Source organism: Haloplanus sp. CK5-1 (assembly GCF_037201915.1).
Taxonomy (GTDB): Archaea; Halobacteriota; Halobacteria; order Halobacteriales; family Haloferacaceae; genus Haloplanus; species Haloplanus salilacus.
On the sequence record NZ_CP147505.1, the window covers coordinates 1,036,668 to 1,057,067 of the forward strand.

The 20,400-nt window shown below is 69.5% G+C and carries 22 protein-coding genes; 11 read left to right on the forward strand and 11 right to left on the reverse strand.

The window, feature by feature from the left end; genetic code table 11:
• Nucleotides 1–82 precede the first annotated feature (82 nt).
• The 4 genes from NBT81_RS05445 to NBT81_RS05460 are packed head-to-tail and all read left to right on the forward strand — an operon-like array spanning nt 83 to nt 4,542.
• The gene (locus NBT81_RS05445) at nt 83–1,033 is read left to right on the forward strand and encodes a DUF7139 domain-containing protein (RefSeq protein WP_338741646.1); all 951 of its coding nucleotides are present in this window, start codon (nt 83–85) and stop codon (nt 1,031–1,033) included.
• A gap of 52 nt (nt 1,034–1,085) precedes the next feature.
• Complete coding sequence (locus NBT81_RS05450; protein ID WP_338741648.1) at nt 1,086–3,005, forward strand: NosD domain-containing protein; 1,920 nt, start codon at nt 1,086–1,088, stop codon at nt 3,003–3,005.
• Nucleotides 3,002–3,727 carry an ABC transporter ATP-binding protein gene (locus NBT81_RS05455; protein WP_338741649.1) on the forward strand — a complete coding sequence of 242 codons (726 nt, stop codon included), beginning with the start codon at nt 3,002–3,004 and terminating at the stop codon, nt 3,725–3,727. The genes NBT81_RS05450 and NBT81_RS05455 overlap by 4 nt, the downstream gene beginning before the upstream one ends.
• A complete protein-coding gene (locus NBT81_RS05460) occupies nt 3,724–4,542 on the forward strand; it encodes an ABC transporter permease subunit (RefSeq protein WP_338741650.1) in 819 nt (272 codons plus the stop codon). The genes NBT81_RS05455 and NBT81_RS05460 overlap by 4 nt, the downstream gene beginning before the upstream one ends.
• A 20-nt stretch (nt 4,543–4,562) precedes the next feature.
• Here NBT81_RS05460 and NBT81_RS05465 read toward each other — a convergent pair whose 3' ends face one another.
• The 7 genes from NBT81_RS05465 to NBT81_RS05495 form a co-directional block, all read right to left on the reverse strand.
• Nucleotides 4,563–5,093 carry a winged helix-turn-helix transcriptional regulator gene (locus NBT81_RS05465; RefSeq protein ID WP_338741652.1) on the reverse strand — a complete coding sequence of 177 codons (531 nt, stop codon included), beginning with the start codon at nt 5,091–5,093 and terminating at the stop codon, nt 4,563–4,565.
• A gap of 61 nt (nt 5,094–5,154) precedes the next feature.
• Nucleotides 5,155–5,718 (reverse strand): nitrous oxide reductase accessory protein NosL, encoded by a 564-nt coding sequence (locus NBT81_RS05470; RefSeq protein WP_338741654.1) that lies wholly within the window; start codon nt 5,716–5,718, stop codon nt 5,155–5,157.
• A 57-nt stretch (nt 5,719–5,775) separates the two neighbouring features.
• On the reverse strand, nt 5,776–6,099 hold the full coding sequence (locus tag NBT81_RS05475) for a DUF7471 family protein (protein ID WP_338741656.1): 324 nt from the start codon (nt 6,097–6,099) through the stop codon (nt 5,776–5,778).
• A 77-nt stretch (nt 6,100–6,176) separates the two neighbouring features.
• A complete protein-coding gene (locus tag NBT81_RS05480; RefSeq protein ID WP_338741658.1) occupies nt 6,177–6,626 on the reverse strand; it encodes a Mut7-C RNAse domain-containing protein in 450 nt (149 codons plus the stop codon).
• On the reverse strand, nt 6,623–8,371 hold the full coding sequence (gene polX, locus NBT81_RS05485) for a DNA polymerase/3'-5' exonuclease PolX (RefSeq protein ID WP_338741659.1): 1,749 nt from the start codon (nt 8,369–8,371) through the stop codon (nt 6,623–6,625). Before polX ends, NBT81_RS05480 begins: the two co-directional genes overlap by 4 nt.
• Nucleotides 8,368–8,811, reverse strand: coding sequence for a DUF5788 family protein (locus NBT81_RS05490; protein WP_338741661.1), 444 nt, complete (start codon nt 8,809–8,811; stop codon nt 8,368–8,370). Before NBT81_RS05490 ends, polX begins: the two co-directional genes overlap by 4 nt.
• Complete coding sequence (locus NBT81_RS05495) at nt 8,808–9,338, reverse strand: DUF21 domain-containing protein (RefSeq protein ID WP_338741662.1); 531 nt, start codon at nt 9,336–9,338, stop codon at nt 8,808–8,810. The genes NBT81_RS05490 and NBT81_RS05495 overlap by 4 nt, the downstream gene beginning before the upstream one ends.
• A gap of 109 nt (nt 9,339–9,447) precedes the next feature.
• Here NBT81_RS05495 and NBT81_RS05500 point away from each other — a divergent pair, with 109 nt between their 5' ends.
• Nucleotides 9,448–11,295, forward strand: a complete 1,848-nt coding sequence (locus NBT81_RS05500; protein ID WP_338741664.1) for a flippase-like domain-containing protein — start codon at nt 9,448–9,450, stop codon at nt 11,293–11,295.
• Here the strand turns inward: NBT81_RS05500 and NBT81_RS05505 are convergent.
• Nucleotides 11,292–12,035, reverse strand: coding sequence for a helical backbone metal receptor (locus NBT81_RS05505; protein ID WP_338741665.1), 744 nt, complete (start codon nt 12,033–12,035; stop codon nt 11,292–11,294). The two genes, NBT81_RS05500 and NBT81_RS05505, sit on opposite strands and share 4 nt — an antisense overlap.
• Before the next feature lie 255 nt (nt 12,036–12,290).
• Between NBT81_RS05505 and NBT81_RS05510 the strand changes: the two genes are divergently transcribed.
• The 3 genes from NBT81_RS05510 to NBT81_RS05520 are packed head-to-tail and all read left to right on the forward strand — an operon-like array spanning nt 12,291 to nt 14,518.
• Nucleotides 12,291–13,361: a site-specific DNA-methyltransferase gene (locus tag NBT81_RS05510; RefSeq protein WP_338741667.1), complete on the forward strand. Its 1,071-nt coding sequence runs from the start codon at nt 12,291–12,293 to the stop codon at nt 13,359–13,361.
• Nucleotides 13,358–14,056, forward strand: a complete 699-nt coding sequence (locus tag NBT81_RS05515) for a type I 3-dehydroquinate dehydratase (RefSeq protein ID WP_338741668.1) — start codon at nt 13,358–13,360, stop codon at nt 14,054–14,056. Before NBT81_RS05510 ends, NBT81_RS05515 begins: the two co-directional genes overlap by 4 nt.
• Before the next feature lie 33 nt (nt 14,057–14,089).
• A complete protein-coding gene (locus tag NBT81_RS05520; RefSeq protein WP_338741670.1) occupies nt 14,090–14,518 on the forward strand; it encodes a zinc ribbon domain-containing protein in 429 nt (142 codons plus the stop codon).
• A 52-nt stretch (nt 14,519–14,570) separates the two neighbouring features.
• On the opposite strand, the gene NBT81_RS05525 is transcribed toward NBT81_RS05520, so the two are convergent.
• Nucleotides 14,571–14,843, reverse strand: a complete 273-nt coding sequence (locus NBT81_RS05525) for a helix-turn-helix domain-containing protein (RefSeq protein WP_338741672.1) — start codon at nt 14,841–14,843, stop codon at nt 14,571–14,573.
• Between the two features lie 152 nt (nt 14,844–14,995).
• On the opposite strand from NBT81_RS05525, the gene NBT81_RS05530 reads away from it, so the two are divergent.
• Nucleotides 14,996–15,700 carry a class I SAM-dependent methyltransferase gene (locus tag NBT81_RS05530; RefSeq protein WP_338741674.1) on the forward strand — a complete coding sequence of 235 codons (705 nt, stop codon included), beginning with the start codon at nt 14,996–14,998 and terminating at the stop codon, nt 15,698–15,700.
• Between the two features lie 60 nt (nt 15,701–15,760).
• Entirely contained in the window at nt 15,761–16,660 is a 900-nt protein-coding gene (locus NBT81_RS05535; RefSeq protein WP_338741676.1) for a glycosyltransferase family A protein, read from the forward strand.
• Nucleotides 16,661–16,678: 18 nt separating this feature from the next.
• Here the strand turns inward: NBT81_RS05535 and NBT81_RS05540 are convergent, their stop codons facing one another.
• The gene (locus NBT81_RS05540) at nt 16,679–17,458 is read right to left on the reverse strand and encodes an SAM hydrolase/SAM-dependent halogenase family protein (protein ID WP_338741678.1); all 780 of its coding nucleotides are present in this window, start codon (nt 17,456–17,458) and stop codon (nt 16,679–16,681) included.
• The gene (locus tag NBT81_RS05545; RefSeq protein ID WP_338741679.1) at nt 17,455–17,967 is read right to left on the reverse strand and encodes a nicotinamide-nucleotide adenylyltransferase; all 513 of its coding nucleotides are present in this window, start codon (nt 17,965–17,967) and stop codon (nt 17,455–17,457) included. The genes NBT81_RS05540 and NBT81_RS05545 overlap by 4 nt, the downstream gene beginning before the upstream one ends.
• Before the next feature lie 173 nt (nt 17,968–18,140).
• Here NBT81_RS05545 and lonB point away from each other — a divergent pair, with 173 nt between their 5' ends.
• The gene (lonB, locus tag NBT81_RS05550; protein ID WP_338741680.1) at nt 18,141–20,396 is read left to right on the forward strand and encodes an ATP-dependent protease LonB; all 2,256 of its coding nucleotides are present in this window, start codon (nt 18,141–18,143) and stop codon (nt 20,394–20,396) included.
• Nucleotides 20,397–20,400: the final 4 nt, after the last annotated feature.

The window sequence follows — 20,400 nt, forward strand, 5'->3', positions numbered from 1 at the left end:
ATCCCTTCGGACCGGCCGATCGCCCCGCCGTCACACGCCCGTCTGACGTAGCGTTTTGTGGATGGGTGGCGTAGGGGAGGACATGACCAGTCTCGGGGAGGTCTACCACGGGGACGACCGGAGCGGCCCGAGTCTCCGGCAGATCTACGCGGGCGGGAGTCTCTTTCTCGTCGGCATCACGCTCGTCGTCGCGGGTATCGTCGTCGCCACGACGGACGTGTTGCTCGGTGGCGGAATCAGCTTGTTCGATGTCCGCGAGTACGGCGGTATCCTCGCCGGCCTCGGAGTGCCGGCCGTCTTCCTCGGCATTTCGGCCGTGTTGCCGGCCAAGCGATCGACCCGCGCCGCAGCGGGGATCGGTGCCAGCGTCGCCATCCTCGGCGTCGCGCTCTTCGCCCACGCCTACCCCTGCCGGTGGTCGGGTGCGAACTGCGCGCCCGGCATGGTCGACCTGACCCTGCCGACCGTCGGCATCTACTTCCTGGGCGCGCTCACCACCTTCTGGTGTCTGTTCGTCGGTATCGCCAACTTCAAGACACGAAACGATCCCGGCGGCACCGTCACCATGGAGGTCACCCGACAGGGCGAGACGAAGGTGATCGAAGTCGACCGATCGGCTGCGAGTGGGAGCGTCGGTCTCGGTGGCGGGACCGCCACACCGACGGGAACCGTCAGCACGCAGGTGAGCGACGGCGGTGCGGACGACGACGACGACATCCGCGAAGTCGCGTCGGTCACCGGAACCGACGCCTCCGCCGGTGACGACACCGATCCCACGGCGCCGCCGTCCGGTCCGAGCGGGCCGCCGTCGCCGTCCACCTCCCGGTCGTCCGCAGGGTCTGAGGCCGCCGGCGACGACTCGTGGACCTCGACGACCGCGACCGAGACGTCCACCGACACCTCCGACCGCTACTGTGGCAACTGCGACCACTTCGAGTACGTCCGGACCGAGCGCGGTATCCAGCCCTACTGTGGCTTCCACGACGGCGTGATGGCCGACATGGACGCCTGCGATGACTGGAGCGGCCGCTGACTAGAGACACACACCAGACGACGTATAACCAGTCGTCGGCTACGATCAACCGATGCGATCGACCGACACGCGACGGTGGCAGTTCGTTACGGTTGCGTGCGTGGCGTTCCTGCTCGTCGCGTCCGTCGGATCGTTCGTCGTCGACCTCGGATCGGCTCGTCCCGATCCGGTGGCGTACGACGAGACGGTGAAACTTGGCCTCTCGGCGGAGGTCGAACAGACGGCCGAGCACGCCGGGGCGTCGATTCCCCGAGTCGAGGTGTTCTACTCGCAGTACGAGTACGTGGTCGGCTACACCGGCGTCGGGCAGGCCATCGCGGCGCTCGACGACCCCGGCCGGGAACGACAGTTCGGCTACCCCCTCGCCGTCTACGCGTCGGACTACGCCGGGCGCTCGCCACGCTGTGTGGGTGGCACGCTCGTCACGGCGACGAACCCCGACTGGGCACCGGTGACCGAGATGCGGTTCGTGATCGGGAGCGACGCCCGGGTCGCCGGCGATCAGGTGGTCGTTCCGTTCTCGTCGTCGTCCGACGCGGCCGACTTCGCCGCGGACTGTGGCGGACGGATCGTCGACTGGGACGGCCTCCGCCGAGACCCGCCGTCGGTGACCGGAGCAACCGACGTGGCGTCCGCGGTCGACGACCGACGGGACGCCGCGGACCGACGGACTGCGACGGCGCGAAGGCTCCTCGACCGCGAGGTGTCGGTCGTCGTCGGACGCGACGCGCCGACGATTCGGGCTGCGGTCCGTACGGCACCACCCGACACGACCGTCGTCGTCCCGCCCGGAACCTACGCGGAACGCGTCGTGGTGAACCGATCGATCACGCTCCGAGGCGAGGGGGCGACGCTCTCCGGTGGCGGGAACGGGACTGTCGTCGACGTCCGCGCGGACGACGTGGCCGTCACCGGCTTCACGATTCGGGGTGTCGGTAACGCGACCCGCTCGGCCGACGGGAGCGGCGACGGGAGCGGCGACTGGGACGCACAGATCCAGCGTGGCTACGGCGGCGGCGACGCCGGCGTCGTCGCGAGGAACGTCTCGGGGGTGTACGTTCGGAACGTGACCGTCCACACGCCGGCAAACGGCGTGTTGCTCCGACGGACTCCGGGTACGGTCGTCGAGGGAGTGGCCGTGAACGGGACGGCGGAGTGGGCTGACGGCTTCATGGGCGTCATCGCGATGAACGCGCCCGTCGTGGTGCAGGACTCGGTGATCGATGGGGGTCGCGACGGCGTCTACCTCCACCGTGCGGGCGGCACCGTCGTCCGGAACAACACGTTCCGCGGACAGCGCTTCGGCGTCCACCTCATGTACACCTCCGACACGCTGGTCGCGGACAACGTGGCCCGTGGCCAGGTGTCGAGTGGCCTGGTGGTGATGACCCGCCCGTCCGGGAACGCCATCGTCGGCAACGACGTGCGCCACGCCAACGGCGGTATCTTCGTCGGCGGCGCGCACAGTTACGTCGCGGACAACGTGGTCGCCGACACCGACAGGGGCCTCGTCTCGTATGCCACACAGACGACGTTCGAGCACAACGTCCTCTACGGCAACGGCGTCGGCTTCGCCGTCTCGACGGTCGTGCCGTCGAACCGGGTCGTCGACAACGATTTCGTGGCGAACGACCGACACGCCACCGCCGGCGCGGGTGCACTCCGGTTGTTCACCCACGAGGGGCGTGGCAACTACTGGGAGGGGGCCTACGACCCGACACCCGGCGACGGACCGACGCTCGACCGGGCGTACGCGCCGACTGATCCGATCGACCGCCGACTCCACCGAACCGACGCGGCGGTGACGCTTCGCTCCGCCCCGACCGTCCGGGCGATCCGGTCGTTCCGCGGGACTACGCCCGGTTTCCGCCGGGGGAGCATCGTCGACACCGCACCGCTCGCCCGTCCGGCGAACCCGGCGACCCTCGCTCGTGTCCGTAACGAAACCGGGACGGGGGGTGACCGATCGTGACCGGCAAGACGTTTCTCCGCGTGACGGACGTGACCCGGCGCTTCGGCGACGTGACCGCGCTCTCGGACGTCTCGGTCGACGTCGCGCGGGGAGAGGTCGTCGCGCTCGTCGGGCCGAACGGCTCCGGGAAGACGACGCTGCTGCGCGTGCTCGCGGGGTTGCTCGATCCGACCGAGGGCGCCGTCGGGTACGAAGGACCGTCGGCGGTCCGTCCCATCGGCTACCTGCCACAGGAACCGACGTTCCGCCCCGGGTTCACCGCGCTGGAGACCGCGCGGTTCTACGCCCGTCTCGTCGGCGCCGATCCGGTCGCCCTGCTGGACCGGGTCGGCCTCGAGGCCGTCGCGGACCGCCGGGTCGAAGCGCTGTCGGGCGGGATGACGAGGTTGCTCGGCATCGCACAGGCGCTGACGGGCGATCCGCCCGTCCTCGCCCTCGACGAACCCGCGAGCGGTCTCGACCCGTCGATGAGCCGACTGGTGTTCGACGTCGTCGAGACGCTCGGCGACGAGGGCCACGCCGTCGTCGTCACGTCGCACGACCTCCCGTTGGTCGAGCGATCGGCCGACCGGGTCGTCGTCCTCGATCGGGGGGCCGTCGTCGCGACTGGGACCCCGGCCGAACTCCGCGACCGGACCGGCGACTCGCTTCAGGACGCGTTCGCCTCGTTGGTCGGTGACGAGGACGGGATCACGGCGGTCCGAACTGAGGGGTCGGAGTGACGGGGGCGCTCGACGCGTTCTGGACGGTGTTCGTCCGGGAGGTCCGTGCGGCGTCGCGAACCCGAACCTACGCGTTGCTGGCGCTGGCGGTTACAGCCGTCGTCTTCGGCGTCGCCCGCGGGGGCAGTGGGCCGGCGGCCGGCTACGTTCCGACGGTGGTCGACCTCCTGCTCGTGGTCGAACTGCTCGTACCCGCCGTCGCCTTCGCCGTCGGGTACCGGGCCGTCAGCGACGACGCCGAACGGGGACGGCTCGAGGTACTCGACACTTATCCGCTTCCCGCGCCGTCCTACGTCGGCGGGGTGTACGCCGGCCGGGCCGTCGTCCTGTTGGCTATCGTCTCGGCACCCCTCGCACTACTCGGACTCCACGTCGCGACGACGGCCGCCCCCGAGACGTCCGTCTTCGCCACCCACCGCGGCGTCGACTCGCCGATCCTGTTCGTCCGGTTCCTGGTTCTGACGGCCGCCTTCGCCCTCGTCTCGCTCGCGGCCGCCGTCGCGCTCTCGGCGCTCGCCGGCTCCCGGAGCCGAGCCATCGTTCTCGCCCTCGTGGGCCTCCTCGTGGTGATGGTCGGGGCCGACATCGCCGTCGTCGGCGCGCTGATCGGCGGCGTCGGACCCGACCTCGACGCCCTCCTCGCTCTCTCGCCGACGAGCGCCTACCGTGGGCTGGTGTTCGAGTCGGTGCTGTACGTGGCGTTCGCCGACCGAAGCGCATTCGTCTCGGTTCCGGTCGCGACGGCGAGCCTCGTCGTCTGGTGGCTCGGATCGCTGTTCGTCGCTACTTTGGGCGTCCACACCCGGACGGGCTGAGCCGACGCCACCCGCGCCGCTCACTCCGTCGTCCCACCGTCGTCGTGGAGGCCGGTGTCGACGAGCCGCATGAACCGGTCGACGAGGCGGTCCGCGAGCGACGGCGTGACCGTCCGGAGTAACTCGAGGGTCTCCTCCGGGCGCGTGAGCCCCACCTCGACCTGCCCGCGGTCGCCGTAGGATCGCTCGACGATGTCGGCGTCCTCTAGCGTGTCGACGTGCCACGAGACGGTGCTCCGTGCGATGTCGAGACGCTCCGCCAGCGTCGACGCCGACAGGTCGCCGTTCTCGAGCAACTCCGTCACGAGTTCGCGCGCCGTCTCGCGCCGGTATAGCGAAACCACCCGACGCTCCCACGCGTCGTACTCGGTGTCGAAGTAGTGGGTACGTCCCCGAATCCGCTCGGCGACGACGTCGTCGCGCCGCGCCAGACGGTGTAGGTGGTACTGGGCCTGTCCGGTCGCGATGTCGAGATTCCTGACGAGTTCGTTGAAGTGGACCCCCGGATTCGTCCGGACGTGGTCGCGGATCTGACGTCGCATCTCGCTCATACGAGGATGTAGCGCCGTAGTGACCGATCGTCTACCGCCGATTCCCAGCTACTGGGAACGACTACCCCCGCGCGACGAGTTCCCGAGAGATGGACTCCGCCTCGATGATCTCGCCACCGTACGTCGACGCGAACGCCTCCGCCGCGTCCGACTCGCCGAACGGTACGATAGCCGGTCCCATCGCTCCCTCGACGTCCGTGCCGGCCACCACGTCCAAGTCCTCGGTGACGGTGAACGGCTCCGCGGTCAGGTGTGCCGACAGGACGCGGGTGTCGCCCTCCTCCCGGACCGAGTAGTCGACGGTCGCGTAGTCGGTCAGGTAGGTCACCTGTGGCGTCCAGCCCCGATCGGCCCTCGCGAACCGGTGTCTGAAGGTACAGATCGTACTGCAAAAGCGGGCGGGCGGGTCGTGTCCGTCCGGCTCGTTCTCCCGGTAGTAGGTCTGTCCCACCGGTCCGGGCTGGCGGTCGATCACCATCCCACACTGGTCACAGCTTCCGCCGTCGGTCAACGAGATCGGGTCTGGATCTTCGGTCGAGCCCGCACAGCCGGCGAGCGCGATGGCGGCCGACGCCCCGACGACGACGCGACGGCGGGTCGTGACGAACTGCCGACGATCGGTCATACGTGTCGTTGTGCGGCACGCGACAAATCGTTCGTGGTGTACCCGTCGAAACACCGATCACGCCGTCGTGTCGACGCCGTCGGTGACGACGTACGCGGCCGTCAGGATCACGACGGCGATGGCGAAGTCGGAGAGATGCTCGACGAGGTGGTGAGCGACCATAGGGACCGCTCCGAGGACGGTTCCGATCCCGACCAGTGACCGAACGACGAGGAGTCCGATAGCTCCCGCCAACAGCGTGTACGACCGCGATCCACGGCGTCTGGCCGCGACGACCGCGACGCCGAACAGCGCCACCGTTCCGGCCGTCGCGAGAGCGAGGACGACGAGCAACACGAGCGCTTCCCCGGTACCCAGCCAGTTTCCCATCGGAAGGGGCATCCCGGTTCGTCCCTGTCTCCTCGTCCGTTCAATATGTTGTGGCTCGGACCCACCCGGTGCCGGCCCCCGACGGTCGGTCACGGGAGCCGTCGCGCCACGTCGTCCCAGTGGCTCCCGATCCAGAACTCGGTTCCACACCGCTCACACCGCCAGACCCTCGTCTCGGACGGGTCGGGGGCGTGATCGGGCGTCTCGGCCGTCGGATCGACCCGCTCCAGACGGCCGTTACAGCGGCCACACCGTCGTGGCCGGTCCGGGAGCGAGAGCCGAACGCCGGCCGCCCGGAGTTCCTCACACTGCGCCTCGACGTCCCGCGCCGTGAGGCGGATCGCCCCCTCGGTTCGGGCCGCGAGGTCCGCGTCGCGCGTGACGAGCGTCCGCCCCTCCCGGTCGGCCAGGGCGCGGACGGCGTCGTCGGCCTCGACGCCGCGGTCGAGCGCGTAGGCGGCGTCGTGACCACACATCCGGAGGTACGTCGCCAGTGTCCCGAGCATCGCGTCGAGGAGGAACCGCTCCCGGTCGGTCATCCGAGGAACGACTGCAGCGCCCCCAGCGAGCGCGCGTTGACCACGTCGGCGGCTTCGGCCCACCCGCGACGCGCCGTGTGGACGCCGTAGCGCCGGAAGTCGAGTTCGTCGACGCTGTGGGCGTCGGTGTCGACGGCGATCGGTGCCCCGGCCTCGACCGCCACCCGGACCGCCTCGTCGTTCAGGTCGAGCCGGTGGGGGTTGGCGTTGACCTCGAGTGCGGTCCCCGCGTCGGCGGCGGCGGCCGCGAGGCGGTCGAGGTCCGGATCGAGTCCCGGTCGGTCGTTGATCAGTCGGCCGGTCGGGTGGCCGAGCACGTCCGTCTCGGGGTGTTCGACCGCGGCGACGAGGCGGTCGGTCGCAATCTCCCGATCCTGGCCGAGGCCGCTGTGTGGCGACGCGATCACGATGTCGAGCGCGGCGAGGAGGTCGTCGTCGACGGAGAGGTCGCCCTCCGCGTCGACGTTGGCTTCGACACCGTGGAACACCGTGATGTCGGCGTCGGCGGCGGCCGCCTCGACCGCGTCCACCTGCTCGCGGAGCCGTTCGTCGTCGAGGCCGACGCCGCCGACCATCCCCGGGCCGGTGGCGTGGTCGGTGACCGCGAGGTAGTCGTCGCCCCGTTCGGCCGCCGCCGCGATCATCGTCTCGACCGACTCGGTCCCGTCGGACCACTCGGTGTGCGTGTGGAGGTCCCCCCGAAGGTCCGACTCGACCAGAGGATCGGGGAGTCGCCCCTCACGGGCGGCTTCGAGTTCACCTCGGTCCTCGCGCAGTTCCGGCGGGATCACGGGCAGGTCGAGGGCGTCGTACAGGTCGGCCTCCCGCTCTCCCCCGAGACGGCGACCGGCACGCTGGTCGGCGTCCGTCCCGTCGACCTCGCTCACGTCGAAGACGCCGTACTCGTTGATCTTCAGGTCGCGCTCGATGGCCAGGTTGCGGAGGTGGACGTTGTGAGCCTTGCTCCCCGTGAAGTACTGGAGGGCCGCGCCGAACTCGTCGGGGACGACGACCCGGCAGTCGACCCGCATCCCCCGGGCGCGGACGCTCGCCTTCGTCGTCCCCGACTCGATGGTGTCGTCGACGGCCTCCCAGTCGAGGAAGGCGTCGACGGCCGCGGCCGCGTCGTCGCTCGCCACCAGTACGTCCACGTCGCCGATCGTCTCGCGCCACCGCCGGAGCGACCCGGCGACCTCGACGCGCGCGACGGGGTCGGCGTCGCCGAGGTGGTCGAGGAGGACCTCCGCGACGGGACGGGTGTCGCCCAGCCGCTCTCGCTCCCGTGCCTGCCGCGCGAAGGCGACGTTCTCGAGGATGTTCGACTCGGTCGTCTCGCCGAACCCGGAGACCTCCCGAATCTCGCCGTCGCGGGCGGCCGCCTCCAGTTCGTCCAGCGTAGTGATCCCGAGTGCCTCGTACAGGCTCCCGACGGTCTTCGGGCCGACGCCCTCGACGCTCGTCAGCGCCGCCATGTCGACCGGAAGCTCCTCGCGGAGCTCCGCCAACTCTTCGATCTCCCCCGTCTCGACGTACTCGACGATCTTGGCCGCGAGCGCGTCGCCGACGCCGTCGATCCCCTCGACGGCTTCTTTCCCCTCGGCGACCAGTTCCTCGACCGGTGTCGGGTGGTCGCGGACGTTCTCGGCGGCGCGACGGTAACTGCGCGGTTTGTACTCGACGCCCGTCGCCGCCAGCAGGTCGGCCATCTCCTCGAACCGGGTGGCCACCTCGTCGTTGCGGTTCACGTCCGCCCCCGCGTGTTGTGGCTCGTGTCGTCGTGGCCAAGCGCCTTCCGGAGGAACTTCATCCAGCGCTTGCGGTCTGCGGCCTCCTGTGCCTCGGCCTCGCGTTCGAGGTCGGTGGCGTCCAACCCTTCGAGGGCGTCGAGTGCGCGGTCGATGCCGATGATGCTCTCGGCCAACCGCTCGCCTTCGTCGAAACTCACCGCCCCCTCCTCGATGCGTTCGAGCCGCTGGATGCGCTCGCGCCGGAGGTTCCGCTTCGCCCGCTCGACTCGGTCACGCTCGCCCGGCGGCACCGTCTCGCGGCGCTTGATCTCGAAGACGAACTCCTGGAGGTCCACCTCCTCCCCCTGGACCGCGATGGTCTCGGGGATCTCTGCCCCCACCGTCGCGGCCTCGCGCTCGACGCGTTCGAGGAGTTGTTTGCGCTCGAACTCTTTCACGACTCCCCGTTGGCGGGCAGCTCACTTCGCTCCTTCGCCGTCTCGGTGTACGGCTCCTCTATGTCCGGGTCGCCGCCGAGCGCGCTTCCGGCCTGTCGCGTGACGAGGTCGAAGACCGCGACCACCGGAAAGAGGACGCGCTCGACGGGTCGGATCGGCCGGGCCGTCCGGAGCGACCACGCTTCGGCGTTGCCGAGACCGTACGACTTCGGCAGGATCTCGCCGAAGACGAGGACGACGCTGCTGGCGACGACGGTCGTCAGGAGGACGGCGGTGCCCTCGGCGAAGTGGTTCGCGAAGAGGACCGCGAGGATGCTGGAGATGGCGACGTTGACGACGTTGTTACCGACGAGCAGCGTCACCAGCAGGCGGTGGGGATCCTCGCGGAGGTCGGCGACGATGCTCGCACGCCCGTCGCCGGCGGCCACGCGGCCGTCGAGCCACTCCGTCGAGAGCGAGAAGACCGCGATTTCGGTACTGGAGAAGAAGGCACTCGCCACCAGGAGCCCGACCAGTACGACGCTCACGGCCGTCGAATCCAGCGCGTTCGTGTGATCCCCTCCTCGCGGGTGCCCGAAAAATCCGGCGTGGGTCGAGACGGAACGTTCTTGAATACGGCCAGACCATTCCCGGCAAATGGATCGTCCCGGCGCTGGCACCGGGTCCGGCGGCGTCGAGGTGAGCGTCGTCCTCCCCGCGTACAACGAGGCCGACACCATCGAGTCGACGGTGCGGACGACGCTGTCGGCCCTCGGCGAGTTCCTCCCTCCCGGCACCTTCGAGGTGCTCGTCGCCGAGGACGGCTGTGAGGACCGGACGCCGGCCATCGCCGACCGCCTCGCCGCCGCCGACGACCGGGTGCGTCACGTCCACAGCGACGAGCGCCTGGGCCGTGGCGGCGCGCTCGAACGCGCCTTCTCGACCGCCCGCGGCGACACGCTCGTCTACTTCGACACCGACCTCGCGACGGACATGCGCCACCTCGAGGAACTGATCGAGCGGGTTCGCTCCGGCGACGCCGACGTCGCCACGGGGTCGCGCTGGCTCCCCGGCGAGGTGGCGGACCGCCCGGCCAAGCGGGGCGTCCCCTCCCGCGTGTACAACCGACTCGTGCGCCTCTTCTTGCGCTCCTCCCTTCGGGACCACCAGTGTGGGTTCAAGGCGCTGAGCCGCGAGGCGTTCGACCGCCTCCACGACGACGTCGAGGACGACCACTGGTTCTGGGACACCGAACTCCTGATCCGCGCCCAGCGAGCGGGACTGACCGTCGCGGAGTTCCCCGTTGAGTGGGAGCCGAAAGGCGACACGAAGGTGGATTTGGTGCGTGACGTGTTCGGGATGGGGAGTCAGATACTGCGGCTGTGGTGGCAGGTGTCGGTGAGTCCCCGGATCACCCGGCGGGTGAGCGTCGGCGCGGGGGCGCTCCTGACCGTCCTCGCGCTCGCCCTGATGACGGTGTATCTCGACCCGCAGGCCGTCCTTCGGGAACTGGAGAGCGCCGACCGCGGTCTGGTCGCCGTCGCCGCGCTCGTCTACCTCTGTTCGTGGCCGCTGCGGGGTGCGCGCTACCGCGACATCCTCGACGAACTCGGCTACCGCGAACGCCTCGGCTTCCTCACGGGTGCGGTGTTCATCAGTCAGACCGGGAACCTCGTCTTTCCCGCACGGGCGGGCGACGCCGTCCGGGCGTACGTCGTGAAGGCGCGGCGGTCGATCCCCTATCCGACGGGCTTTGCCTCGCTCGCCGTCGAGCGCGTCTTCGACCTCCTGACGATCACCGTCCTCGGCGCGACGGTGCTCGTCGGCTTCGTCGTCACGGGGTCGACCGACCAGGTGGTGTCGGCCGTCTCCGGCGGCGTCCCCGGCGTCGACCCGCGGAGCGCCCGGGTCGCGCTCACCGTCGCGGCCGGCGTCGCGGTCGCGGCCGTCGTCGCCCTCGCCGTCATCGTCGCCAGCGCGCGCCGCGAGGGGAACCTGATCCGCCGGTCGCTGGCCCGCGTGAGCACTGACTCCTACGCCGACTACGTCGCGGGGATCCTCGAACGCTTCGTCGTCGACGTCCAGACGGTGGCCGCCGACCGCACCGCGTTCGCTCGCATCGGCGCGAACAGCCTCGCCATCTGGGGACTGGACGTGGTGACGGCGATCATCGTCCTTGCGGCGTTCGACGTGGGGTTGGCGCTCCCGACGCTCGTCGCCGTCGGCTTCTTCGCCGTGAGCGTCGGCAACCTCGCGAAGGTGTTGCCCCTCTCTCCCGGCGGAATCGGCCTCTACGAGGCCGCCTTCACCCTCCTGGTCTCCGGGTTGACGCCGGTGGCCGGCCCGACGGCCTTCGGCGCGGCCGTCCTCGACCACGCGGTGAAGAACCTCATCACCGTCGCCGGCGGCGTCGTCTCGATGCTCGCGCTCAACGTCTCCCTGACCGCCGCCGTCGACGAGACGGGCGAGGCCGAGCCGCCCGATCCGGGGCCGGATTCGGACTAGTGAAGCAGGTCGGCGAGGCGCTCGACCCCGTCGATCAGGGTCGGGCTCGGCTGGTTCAGAAGCGAGTCGTCGACGACGTGGACCGTCGGGTCGGCGGCCCACTCCCGGTCGGCGATCGTCGCTGGGTCGACACGCTCGCCGTGCCCACAGACGTGGAGGACCGCGTGGTCGGGGTCCGCGGCCGCCACCTCACTCCCGTCGACCGGCCGCGAGCGCTCGCCCGGATCGACGAACGGGTAGCGCCCGCCGGCAGTGGCGACGGCTTCGGGCACCCAGTTGCCGGCGGCCATCGGCGGATCGGACCACTCCTCGCAGTAGATGGTCGGACGGTCGTCCTCGGGTACGCGCTCCCGGACGCGACGGAGTCGGTTCCGACTCCGCTCGGCCAAGCGCTCCCCCGCGTCCGGGCAGCCGACCGCCCGCCCGAGGGCGGCGAAGCCCTCGATCACCGAGTCGAGCGTGTCGGCCGTCGTGTGGTGGACCGCGATCCCTCGGTCGCGGACGGCGTCGCGGACCTCCGCCTGTAGGGCGTCGCCGGTACAGACCAGGTCGGGATCGAGGTCGTCCAGGCGGTCGAGGTCGGGGTCGAGCCACCCGCCGAGCACCGTCGGATCGCCCGCGTCGTCGAGTTCGCCCCGACAGTGGGCCGTGACACCGACGAGGCGGTCGGCGACGCCGAGTTCCCGTAACGTGACGGTGGCGGCCGGTTCGAGCGAGACGATCCGGGCGGGGTCGGGCATGGTCGTCCCCACGCCCCCGACGGACAAGTAGGTCGGGGCGACGGCCCGACGAAAAGCAGGTCGGGGCGACGGCCCGACGAAAAGCAGGTCGGGGCGACGGCCCGACGAAAAGCAGGTCGGGGCGACGGCCCGACGAAAAGCAGGTCGGGGCGACGGCCCGACGAAAAGCAGGTCGGGGCGACGGCCCGACGAACGAGCGGACCGAGGAATCGGGAATCGACACCGATACTTGCCGTCGGTGGGCAGGTGCGTGCGATGCGGACCTCTCACGACCTCCACGTCGGCGACGCTGCCGACATGGACGCCGTCGCGGACGAGTCGGTCCACCTCGTCGTCACCTCGCCACCGTACCCGATGATCGACCTCTGGGACGACCTCTTTACGGCCCGCGACCCGGACGTTCGTGCGGCTCTGGAGGCGGGCGACGGCGACGCCGCGTTCGAACTGATGCACGCCCAACTCGACGACGTGTGGGCCGAGATCGACCGCGTCCTCGCTCCCGGTGGCATCGTCTGTGTCAACGTCGGCGACGCGACCCGCTCCATCGGCGGCGAGTTCCAGCAGTTCCCCAACCACGCCCGCATCGTCGACGCCCTTCGCGCACAGGGGTTGACGCCCCTCCCCGACGTGCTCTGGCGCAAGCCGACCAACAGCCTCACGAAGTTCATGGGGTCGGGGACGCTCCCACCGAACGCCTACGTCACGCTCGAACACGAGTACGTCCTCCTCTTCCGGAAGGGCGACACCCGGTCGTTTCCGCCGGGCGACGACCGGCGCTACGAGAGCGCCTTCTTCTGGGAGGAGCGCAACCGGTGGTTCTCCGACCTGTGGGAGATGCGCGGCGAGTCACAGGGCCTCGACGACTCGGCCCACGAGGAGCGTCGCGACCGCTCGGCCGCCTTCCCGCTCGAACTCCCGCTTCGTCTGATCCGCATGTTCTCGGTACGGGGCGACCGGATACTCGATCCCTTCGCGGGGACGGGGACGACGGCGCTCGCGGCGATGCACGCCGCCCGGAACTCCGTGGGATACGACCTCGACGGCGACCTGTTCGCCACCCTCGACGACCGGGTTGCGGACCTGCCCTCGGCGTCCCGACGGCGGGTCGCCGCTCGCCTCGACCGCCACCGCGAGGCCATGACCGACCGCGACGGCGACTACCCGGCCGAACACTACGACTTCGACGTGGTGACCGAGCGAGAGCGGCGCATCCGCTTCTACGCCGTCGCGTCGGTCACGACGCGGGAGGCGGGGCGGGCGTACGTTCTCGATCACGTCCCAGTCGACGGGACCGATTTAACTCCCCCCTCCGAAGATGGGGTATGAACTTCGACTCGTTCGTCCTCGCGGCGGCGACGGCCGACCTCGGCGACGAACCGGCGGCCCGACCCCACGCCGACGCCGTCGAGTTCCGGATGGACCTCGCGACCGATCCGCTGGCGGCCCTCGACGACTACGACGGCGACTTGCCGATCATCGCCACCAACCGTGACCCCGCGGAGGGCGGCGAGGCGGCCGACGACGAGGCCGACCGCCTCGCCGTCGTCGAGGCGGCGAGCGCCGTCGACGCGGTGGGGGCGGTCGATATCGAACTGTCGAGCCTCCGTGCGTCCGTGGGTGCGGACACCGCGGTGACCGCCCGCGACCACGGCGCGAGCGTCGTCGCGTCGGTCCACGACTTCGAGGGGACGCCCGCCGAATCCCGACTGACCGACCTGCTCGCAGCCGCCGCCGACTACGGCGACGTGGGCAAACTGGCGGTGACGGCGACCGACCGGGGTGACGCCCTCGCGCTCCTCTCCGCGACGCACGCGGCGACGGTGCGGGGTGACCGCGTGGCGACGATGGCGATGGGCGAGGCCGGTCGGCACACGCGGGCGGTCGCCCCGTGCTACGGGTCGAAGATCGGATACGCGCCCGTGGATCCGGCGGAGGCGACCGCACCGGGACAGTACGACTTGGCGACACTCGCCGACTTGCTCGACCGTCTCGGTGCCCGCCAGCGGACGACCGACCGATAGGGTATAAACGCGTGGCGTACACACCTCGGCGGCATGGTCGACTCGGACCGACGGGCGCTCGTCGCCGTCGCGGCGAGTGCCGTCGGCGCGCTGTTCGGTGTCGCGGGGTTGGGACACGCGTATCTCCGCGAGTGGGCCCGCGCGTTCGCGTGGTTCACGTTCGTCCTCGGGACGGGTCTTCTCCTGATCGCGGCGTTCACCGATCCGACGACGGTGACACTGGAGACGCTCCCGCTCCGGGTGACCCTTCCGCTTGCCGCCCTGCTCTTGGTCCACACCCTCGACGCCTACTACGTCGCTCGCCGGCCCCCGGCGTCCGGGTCCGCGGCGCCCTCGGCGGCCACGGACGGCCCGACCGTCGACTGCCCGTCGTGTGGCCGTGAACTGGATCCGGAGCTATCCTTCTGCCCGTGGTGTGCCGGTCCCCGGACCCCCGACGACGACGCCGACAGCCCGGAGTGACCGCTTACGGAAGTGCAAAGAGAAGGCTCCGCCTTTCAGGGCGGGGAGGATGTCAAGTCCGCAGGAAGTAGACCTGTTTCCGCGCGTCCTTGAAACTGTAGCGCGATCCGACGATGTCGGACTCCTCGAGCCGATTCAGCGCGTAGCGAACCGTCCGATCGGGGAGCAGCGACTCCTCGGCCAGTTGTCCCTGCGAGAGCGGTGACTCGCCTTCCAGAACCTTCGCGACGAGTTTCGCGCTCGGCGGCAAGTCGCGCAGCCGATCGCGGTATTCGGTGGTGGTCAGTTCCTCGTCGCCGACGGAATCCGTCGCTGTGGTGCTCATACCGCTACGTTTCCGGGGGTAGTGGTAAAGGTTGTCTCCATACGTGTGGTAACACAGTAGATTCCTTATATGCCATTAATGACAAGGAGGGCCGAGGCGGTGGCGACGCAGTATCCAGTACGATTTTAACTTCGGGCCGAGAGGCACGTAGCGTGAAAGGAGAGGAGTGGTATCAGGCCGACGAGGTCGCCCAGGAGTACGACGCCAAGCGGTTTTCGCGTGGTGGGCGTCTCATCGACCGCCGGGAGAAACGGGCCGTCCTCGAAGCTCTGAACCCCGTCGAGGACTGCGACGTCCTCGAGATTGCCTGTGGGACCGGGCGGTTCACCGTCATGCTGGCGGAACGCGGGGCCGACATCGTCGGACTGGACATCTCCTCGGCGATGCTGTCGCAGGGTCGCGAGAAGGCCCGCTCCGCCGGTGTCCGCGACCACATCGAGTTCCTCCGTGGCGACGCCGCCCGACTCCCCTTCCCCGACGACCACTTCGACACCGTGTTCGCGATGCGCTTTTTCCACCTCGCGGACACGCCGGCGAAGTTCCTCGCGGAGATGTCCCGCGTCTCGAAAGGACAGGTCTTCTTCGATACGTTCAACGATCGGAGTACGCGCGTCCTCTACAACTGGCTGCTCCCGATGGGGTCCCGGCTCTACGGCCGGGCGGAGGTCGAACGCCTCATCGACGGAGCGGGACTGACGCTCACCGACGCCGGCCACGATTTCGTCCTCCCCTACGGGTTCTACCGCAAGATCCCCAACCGACTGGCGGGGGCGTTCCGGAACGCCGACACCACGGTCGGTGGGACGCCACTGGGTGACGCCCTCGCCTCCGTGTCGTACTGGTGTGCGGAGGTCTGAGACGCGGATAGGGAACTGTCGAGTGGGAATCGTTATGGTGACGGAGTCGGTTGTTCGGGTATGGACCTCTCGGTAGTGATACCGACCCTCAACGGTCGGGACCGGCTCGCCGCCAGCCTCGACGCGCTGGCCGTGCACGTCCCGGACGCGGAGGTCGTCGTCGTCAACGGGCCGTCCACCGACGGCACTACCGGGATGCTTCGTGACCGCGACGACGTGGACGTACTGGTCGAGGTGTCGGCTCGGACGGGGACCGTCGCACGCAACGCCGGACTGGAAGCCGCGACCGGGGACGCGGTGGCGATCCTCCGCTACGACCTCGTCGTCGAACCGTCGTGGCTCGACGGCGTGGAGGACGGGTTGGCGGAGGCGTCGGTCGTCACTGGCCCCACCCACCGCACGCTCGACGGCGGTATGACGACCGAGGAGTCCGAACGGCGGACGGTCGGCTCCCGGGAGGTAACCTACTTCAACGGCGGCAACGTGGTCTTTCGGCGACCGGTACTCGACGCCCTCGACGGCTTCGACGAGTACTTGGAGACCGGCGGCGGCCGCGACGCCGCACACCGCCTCGCCGGCCTCGGCTACGGCGTCGCCTGGCGCTCCGAGATGGGGGTGCGACAGGAGTACTCCGCCGACGGCGGCGTCGCCATCGACGACCGCGGCGGCGAGTTCCGATCGCTCGCCTACCGACTGGTGAAAAACTACGGGGTGCGGCCGGCGGCCACCGGGACAGCCCGGCGCGCGGTCCGGGACGCCGTCGCCGCCGGGCGCGAGGTGATTCGCGGTGACCTCGACCTAACCGAGTGGTTCGCGACCGGGCGGGCCGTCGTCGGGGGCGTCGTCCGCGGGGCCGTCGACGGCGCGGCCGCCAGGCTACGGGATCGATCACCCGCACACAACCCCCACGGTGTCTCCGACCGTGCGGACCGGGCGGTCACGCGCTACGACTGGCGCTGACCGACGTGGTCGCGACACTCACTCGATATCGAGGCCGAGGCACACGGCGTCGCCGACGTCGAGTCCGAACCGTTCGTCGCCGCGGCCGTCGTTGACGTCACACTCGACGTAGCCGTGGCTCCCGACGGTGACGAGTGCCTCGCCGGGGCGGACGGCCGCGAACGTCTCCCCGACGGGCACCCGGTCGCCGTCGACCCGGACCGTCCCGCGGCCGTCGAGGACCGTCCCGGGAACGTTCGTGACGACGTTGCCGAAGTCGTCGACTGCGAGCACCTCCCCCGTCGCCCTGTCGCCGTCGACGCGTGCCTCGGGCAACCGGAGGTCGACACTCGGATCGGCCGGAGTCAGGCGGTCGAGGGCGTCGAGTGTGTCCGGGTCGCCGGCTTCGACCGCGTCGTGGACCGCCGCCGCGAGCGGCGCGAACACGTCTCGGCCGTGGAAGGTGGTCGAGGCGGGGTCGCCGGGGTCGGCGTGGAACCAGTCGATCGCCCCGTCGTCGCCCGCGACCCGCCGCGCCGCGGGGCACAGGAGGCCGTTGTCCGGCCCGACGAACGCGTGGCCGGCCGCCGTCCCGACGAGGACGTCTCGGTCGGTGCCGACGCCGGGATCGACGACCGCGAGGTGGGTCGCCGGTGGGAACGTGGGCCAGACCTCGCGGAGCCAGAACGCCGACTCGCGGATCCCCCCGCGGGGGAGGTCGTGGCTCACGTCCACGAGACGGGCATCGCTCCGGCGCAGCACGACGCCCTTCATCGCGGCCGGGTACGGCGAGCCGAAATCGGAGGCGAGAGTGATCATCCGTTGGTGTCGGTCTCGCTCACGCGCTGGATTCGCTCGATGCCACCGACCTCCTCGATGACGCCCACGACCGGTTCGGGGACGAGATGTCGCCACTCGCCGCCGTCGATCATCCGATCGCGGAGTTCCGATCCTTCGAGCACGTCGCGGTTGTACATGGGCGACTGGCGGACTTCCACGTCCGCCTCCTCGAACAACTGGATGACGAGCGGGTTGTTGGAGTACGCCACGTCGAAGGCGGGGGACATGCTCCGGACGTGGCTCACCCAGACGGAGTTCCGGTCGAGATCCTCGATCGGCACGACGTACGTCGTGAGGTCGAACTCGGCGACGGCCTTCGTCACCATCATCACGCGTTCGCCGGCGGTGAACGGGTTGCGTCTGGAGTGGGAGTGGCCGGCACTCCCGATGCCGAGGACGAGTTCGTCCACTTCGGTGACGATCTCCTCGACCATCTGGTGGTGGCCGTCGTGATACGGCTGGAACCGGCCGATGTAGAACCCCCGCATGGTCTCAGTGTCGACGTACGTGCGCGCATTTATAAAATCGACGAGTCGGACTCCCCACCGAATTACGACGATAGAACCGCCTCAAACTCCCATACTGCTGGCTCGACGGAACGCTGCGTGGGGAGAAAGTATATCAGTTGCGCACCCTTCAGTCAGAGCAACGATACCGTTCTATGAACGACGACACGAACACGGACGAGCGTCTCGCCGATGGCGAGGAACGCAGTTCCTCGGACAGTCGGCCGGAGGCCGACGACAGCGAGGAGCAACGCTCCTCTGGCAACCGGACACAGTCCGGTGACAGCGAGGGCCCACAGTCCGGCGACGACAGGGAATCGGAGATCCCTGGGGAAGCCGGTAACGGCACCGAGCGGGTCGACGACCCGCCCGCCGACGATCCGGACGGGATCGACGAGTGGGGTGACGAGGTTCCCACCCCGTCCGGTCCGGATTCGGACGACGAGTCGGACGAGGAGCGGTCCATCGACGACCTCGGGAGCGACGTCGAAATCGACGCCGAGATCGACGAGGACGCCGAGGACGACCTCCTCGGCGGCCTTCGGATCGACTCGACGGCCGAGATCGAAGTACCCGACCGCCTCGTCGATCAGGTGATCGGGCAGGAACACGCCCGCGACGTGGTGATGAAGGCGGCCAAGCAGCGCCGCCACGTCATGATGATCGGCTCGCCCGGGACGGGCAAGTCGATGCTCGCGAAGGCGATGAGCGAACTCCTCCCCAAGGAGGAACTGCAGGACGTTCTCGTCTACCACAACCCCGACGACGGCAACGAGCCGAAAGTGCGGACGGTCCCCTCGGGCAAGGGCGATCAGATCGTCGAGGCCCACAAGGAGGAGGCGCGCAAGCGAAACCAGATGCGCTCTTTCTTGATGTGGATCATCATCGCCATCGTGCTCGGCTACTCCCTGATCATCGCCGGGAACATTCTGCTGGGCATCCTCGCGGCCGGGATCATCTACCTCGCGTTTCGCTACGGCTCCCGTGGCTCGGACGCGATGATTCCGAACCTCATCGTCAACACCGCCGAACAGCAGACCGCGCCGTTCGAGGACGCCACCGGTGCTCACGCGGGCGCGCTCCTGGGCGACGTCCGCCACGACCCCTTCCAGTCCGGCGGCATGGAGACGCCGAGCCACGACCGCGTCGAACCCGGTGCCATCCACAAGGCCAACAAGGGCGTGCTGTTCGTTGACGAGATCAACACGCTCGACGTCCGCTCCCAGCAGCATCTCATGACCGCGATCCAGGAAGGCGAGTTCGGCATCACGGGCCAGTCCGAGCGCTCCTCGGGCGCGATGGTCCAGACCGAACCCGTCCCCTGTGACTTCGTCATGATCGCCGCGGGGAACCTCGACGCGATGGAGAACATGCACCCCGCGCTCCGCTCGCGCATCAAGGGGTACGGCTACGAGGTCTACATGGACGACACCATCGAGGACACGCCGGACATGCGCCGGAAGTACGCCCGCTTCATCGCCCAGGAAGTCGAGAAGGACGGCCGCCTCCCCCACTTCACCGACGACGCCATCGGCGAGGTCATCCTCGAGGCGCGCCGCCGCGCCGGCCGGAAGGACCACCTGACGCTTAAAATGCGGAACCTCGGCGGACTGGTCCGCGTCGCGGGCGACATCGCTCGCGCCGAGGACGCCGACTACACCACCCGGGACCACATCCTGCAGGCGAAGGGTCGCTCCCGGAGCATCGAACAGCAACTCGCGGACGACTACATCCAGCGGCGCAAGGACTACGAACTCCAGGTCAACGAGGGGTTCGTCGTCGGCCGCGTCAACGGACTGGCCGTCATGGGCGAGGACTCCGGTATCGTCCTCCCGGTGATGGCGGAAGTGACACCCTCTCAGGGACCGGGCGAGGTCATCGCCACCGGCCAACTGAAGGAGATGGCTCAAGAAGCGGTGTCGAACGTCTCGGCCATCATCAAGAAGTTCTCCGACGAGGACATCACCCAGAAGGACATCCACATCCAGTTCGTACAGGCGGGTGAGGGCGGCGTCGACGGCGACTCCGCCTCCATCACCGTCGCTACGGCGGTCATCAGCGCCCTGGAAGGCGTCGGCGTCGACCAGTCGCTGGCGATGACCGGATCGCTCTCGGTCCGCGGTGACGTCCTCCCCGTCGGCGGCGTCACGCACAAGATCGAGGCCGCCGCCAAGACCGGCATGGACCGGATCATCATCCCCGAGGCCAACCTGCAGGACGTGATGATCGAAGACGAGTACGAGGAGATGGTCGAGATCATCCCCGTCAGCCACATCAGCGAGGTTCTCGACGTGGCGCTCGAAGGCGAACCCGAGAAGGACTCGCTGGTCGACCGACTCAAGGACATCACCGGATCGGCGCTCGACAAGCAGAGCGTCAACCAGGGCCCGAGCAGTCCCAGCCCGCAGTAGTCGT

Coding starts and splice junctions, on each gene's coding strand:
- lonB (WP_338741680.1), top strand. CDS start 18,141: ATGAACGACGACACGAACACGGACGAGCGTCTCGCCGATGGCGAGGAA.
- NBT81_RS05505 (WP_338741665.1), bottom strand. CDS start 12,035: ATGCCCGACCCCGCCCGGATCGTCTCGCTCGAACCGGCCGCCACCGTC.
- NBT81_RS05510 (WP_338741667.1), top strand. CDS start 12,291: ATGCGGACCTCTCACGACCTCCACGTCGGCGACGCTGCCGACATGGAC.
- NBT81_RS05515 (WP_338741668.1), top strand. CDS start 13,358: ATGAACTTCGACTCGTTCGTCCTCGCGGCGGCGACGGCCGACCTCGGC.
- NBT81_RS05480 (WP_338741658.1), bottom strand. CDS start 6,626: ATGACCGACCGGGAGCGGTTCCTCCTCGACGCGATGCTCGGGACACTG.
- NBT81_RS05545 (WP_338741679.1), bottom strand. CDS start 17,967: ATGCGGGGGTTCTACATCGGCCGGTTCCAGCCGTATCACGACGGCCAC.
- NBT81_RS05520 (WP_338741670.1), top strand. CDS start 14,090: ATGGTCGACTCGGACCGACGGGCGCTCGTCGCCGTCGCGGCGAGTGCC.
- NBT81_RS05465 (WP_338741652.1), bottom strand. CDS start 5,093: ATGAGCGAGATGCGACGTCAGATCCGCGACCACGTCCGGACGAATCCG.
- NBT81_RS05500 (WP_338741664.1), top strand. CDS start 9,448: ATGGATCGTCCCGGCGCTGGCACCGGGTCCGGCGGCGTCGAGGTGAGC.
- NBT81_RS05535 (WP_338741676.1), top strand. CDS start 15,761: ATGGACCTCTCGGTAGTGATACCGACCCTCAACGGTCGGGACCGGCTC.
- NBT81_RS05475 (WP_338741656.1), bottom strand. CDS start 6,099: ATGCCCCTTCCGATGGGAAACTGGCTGGGTACCGGGGAAGCGCTCGTG.
- NBT81_RS05470 (WP_338741654.1), bottom strand. CDS start 5,718: ATGACCGATCGTCGGCAGTTCGTCACGACCCGCCGTCGCGTCGTCGTC.
- NBT81_RS05450 (WP_338741648.1), top strand. CDS start 1,086: ATGCGATCGACCGACACGCGACGGTGGCAGTTCGTTACGGTTGCGTGC.
- NBT81_RS05540 (WP_338741678.1), bottom strand. CDS start 17,458: ATGATCACTCTCGCCTCCGATTTCGGCTCGCCGTACCCGGCCGCGATG.
- NBT81_RS05445 (WP_338741646.1), top strand. CDS start 83: ATGACCAGTCTCGGGGAGGTCTACCACGGGGACGACCGGAGCGGCCCG.
- NBT81_RS05525 (WP_338741672.1), bottom strand. CDS start 14,843: ATGAGCACCACAGCGACGGATTCCGTCGGCGACGAGGAACTGACCACC.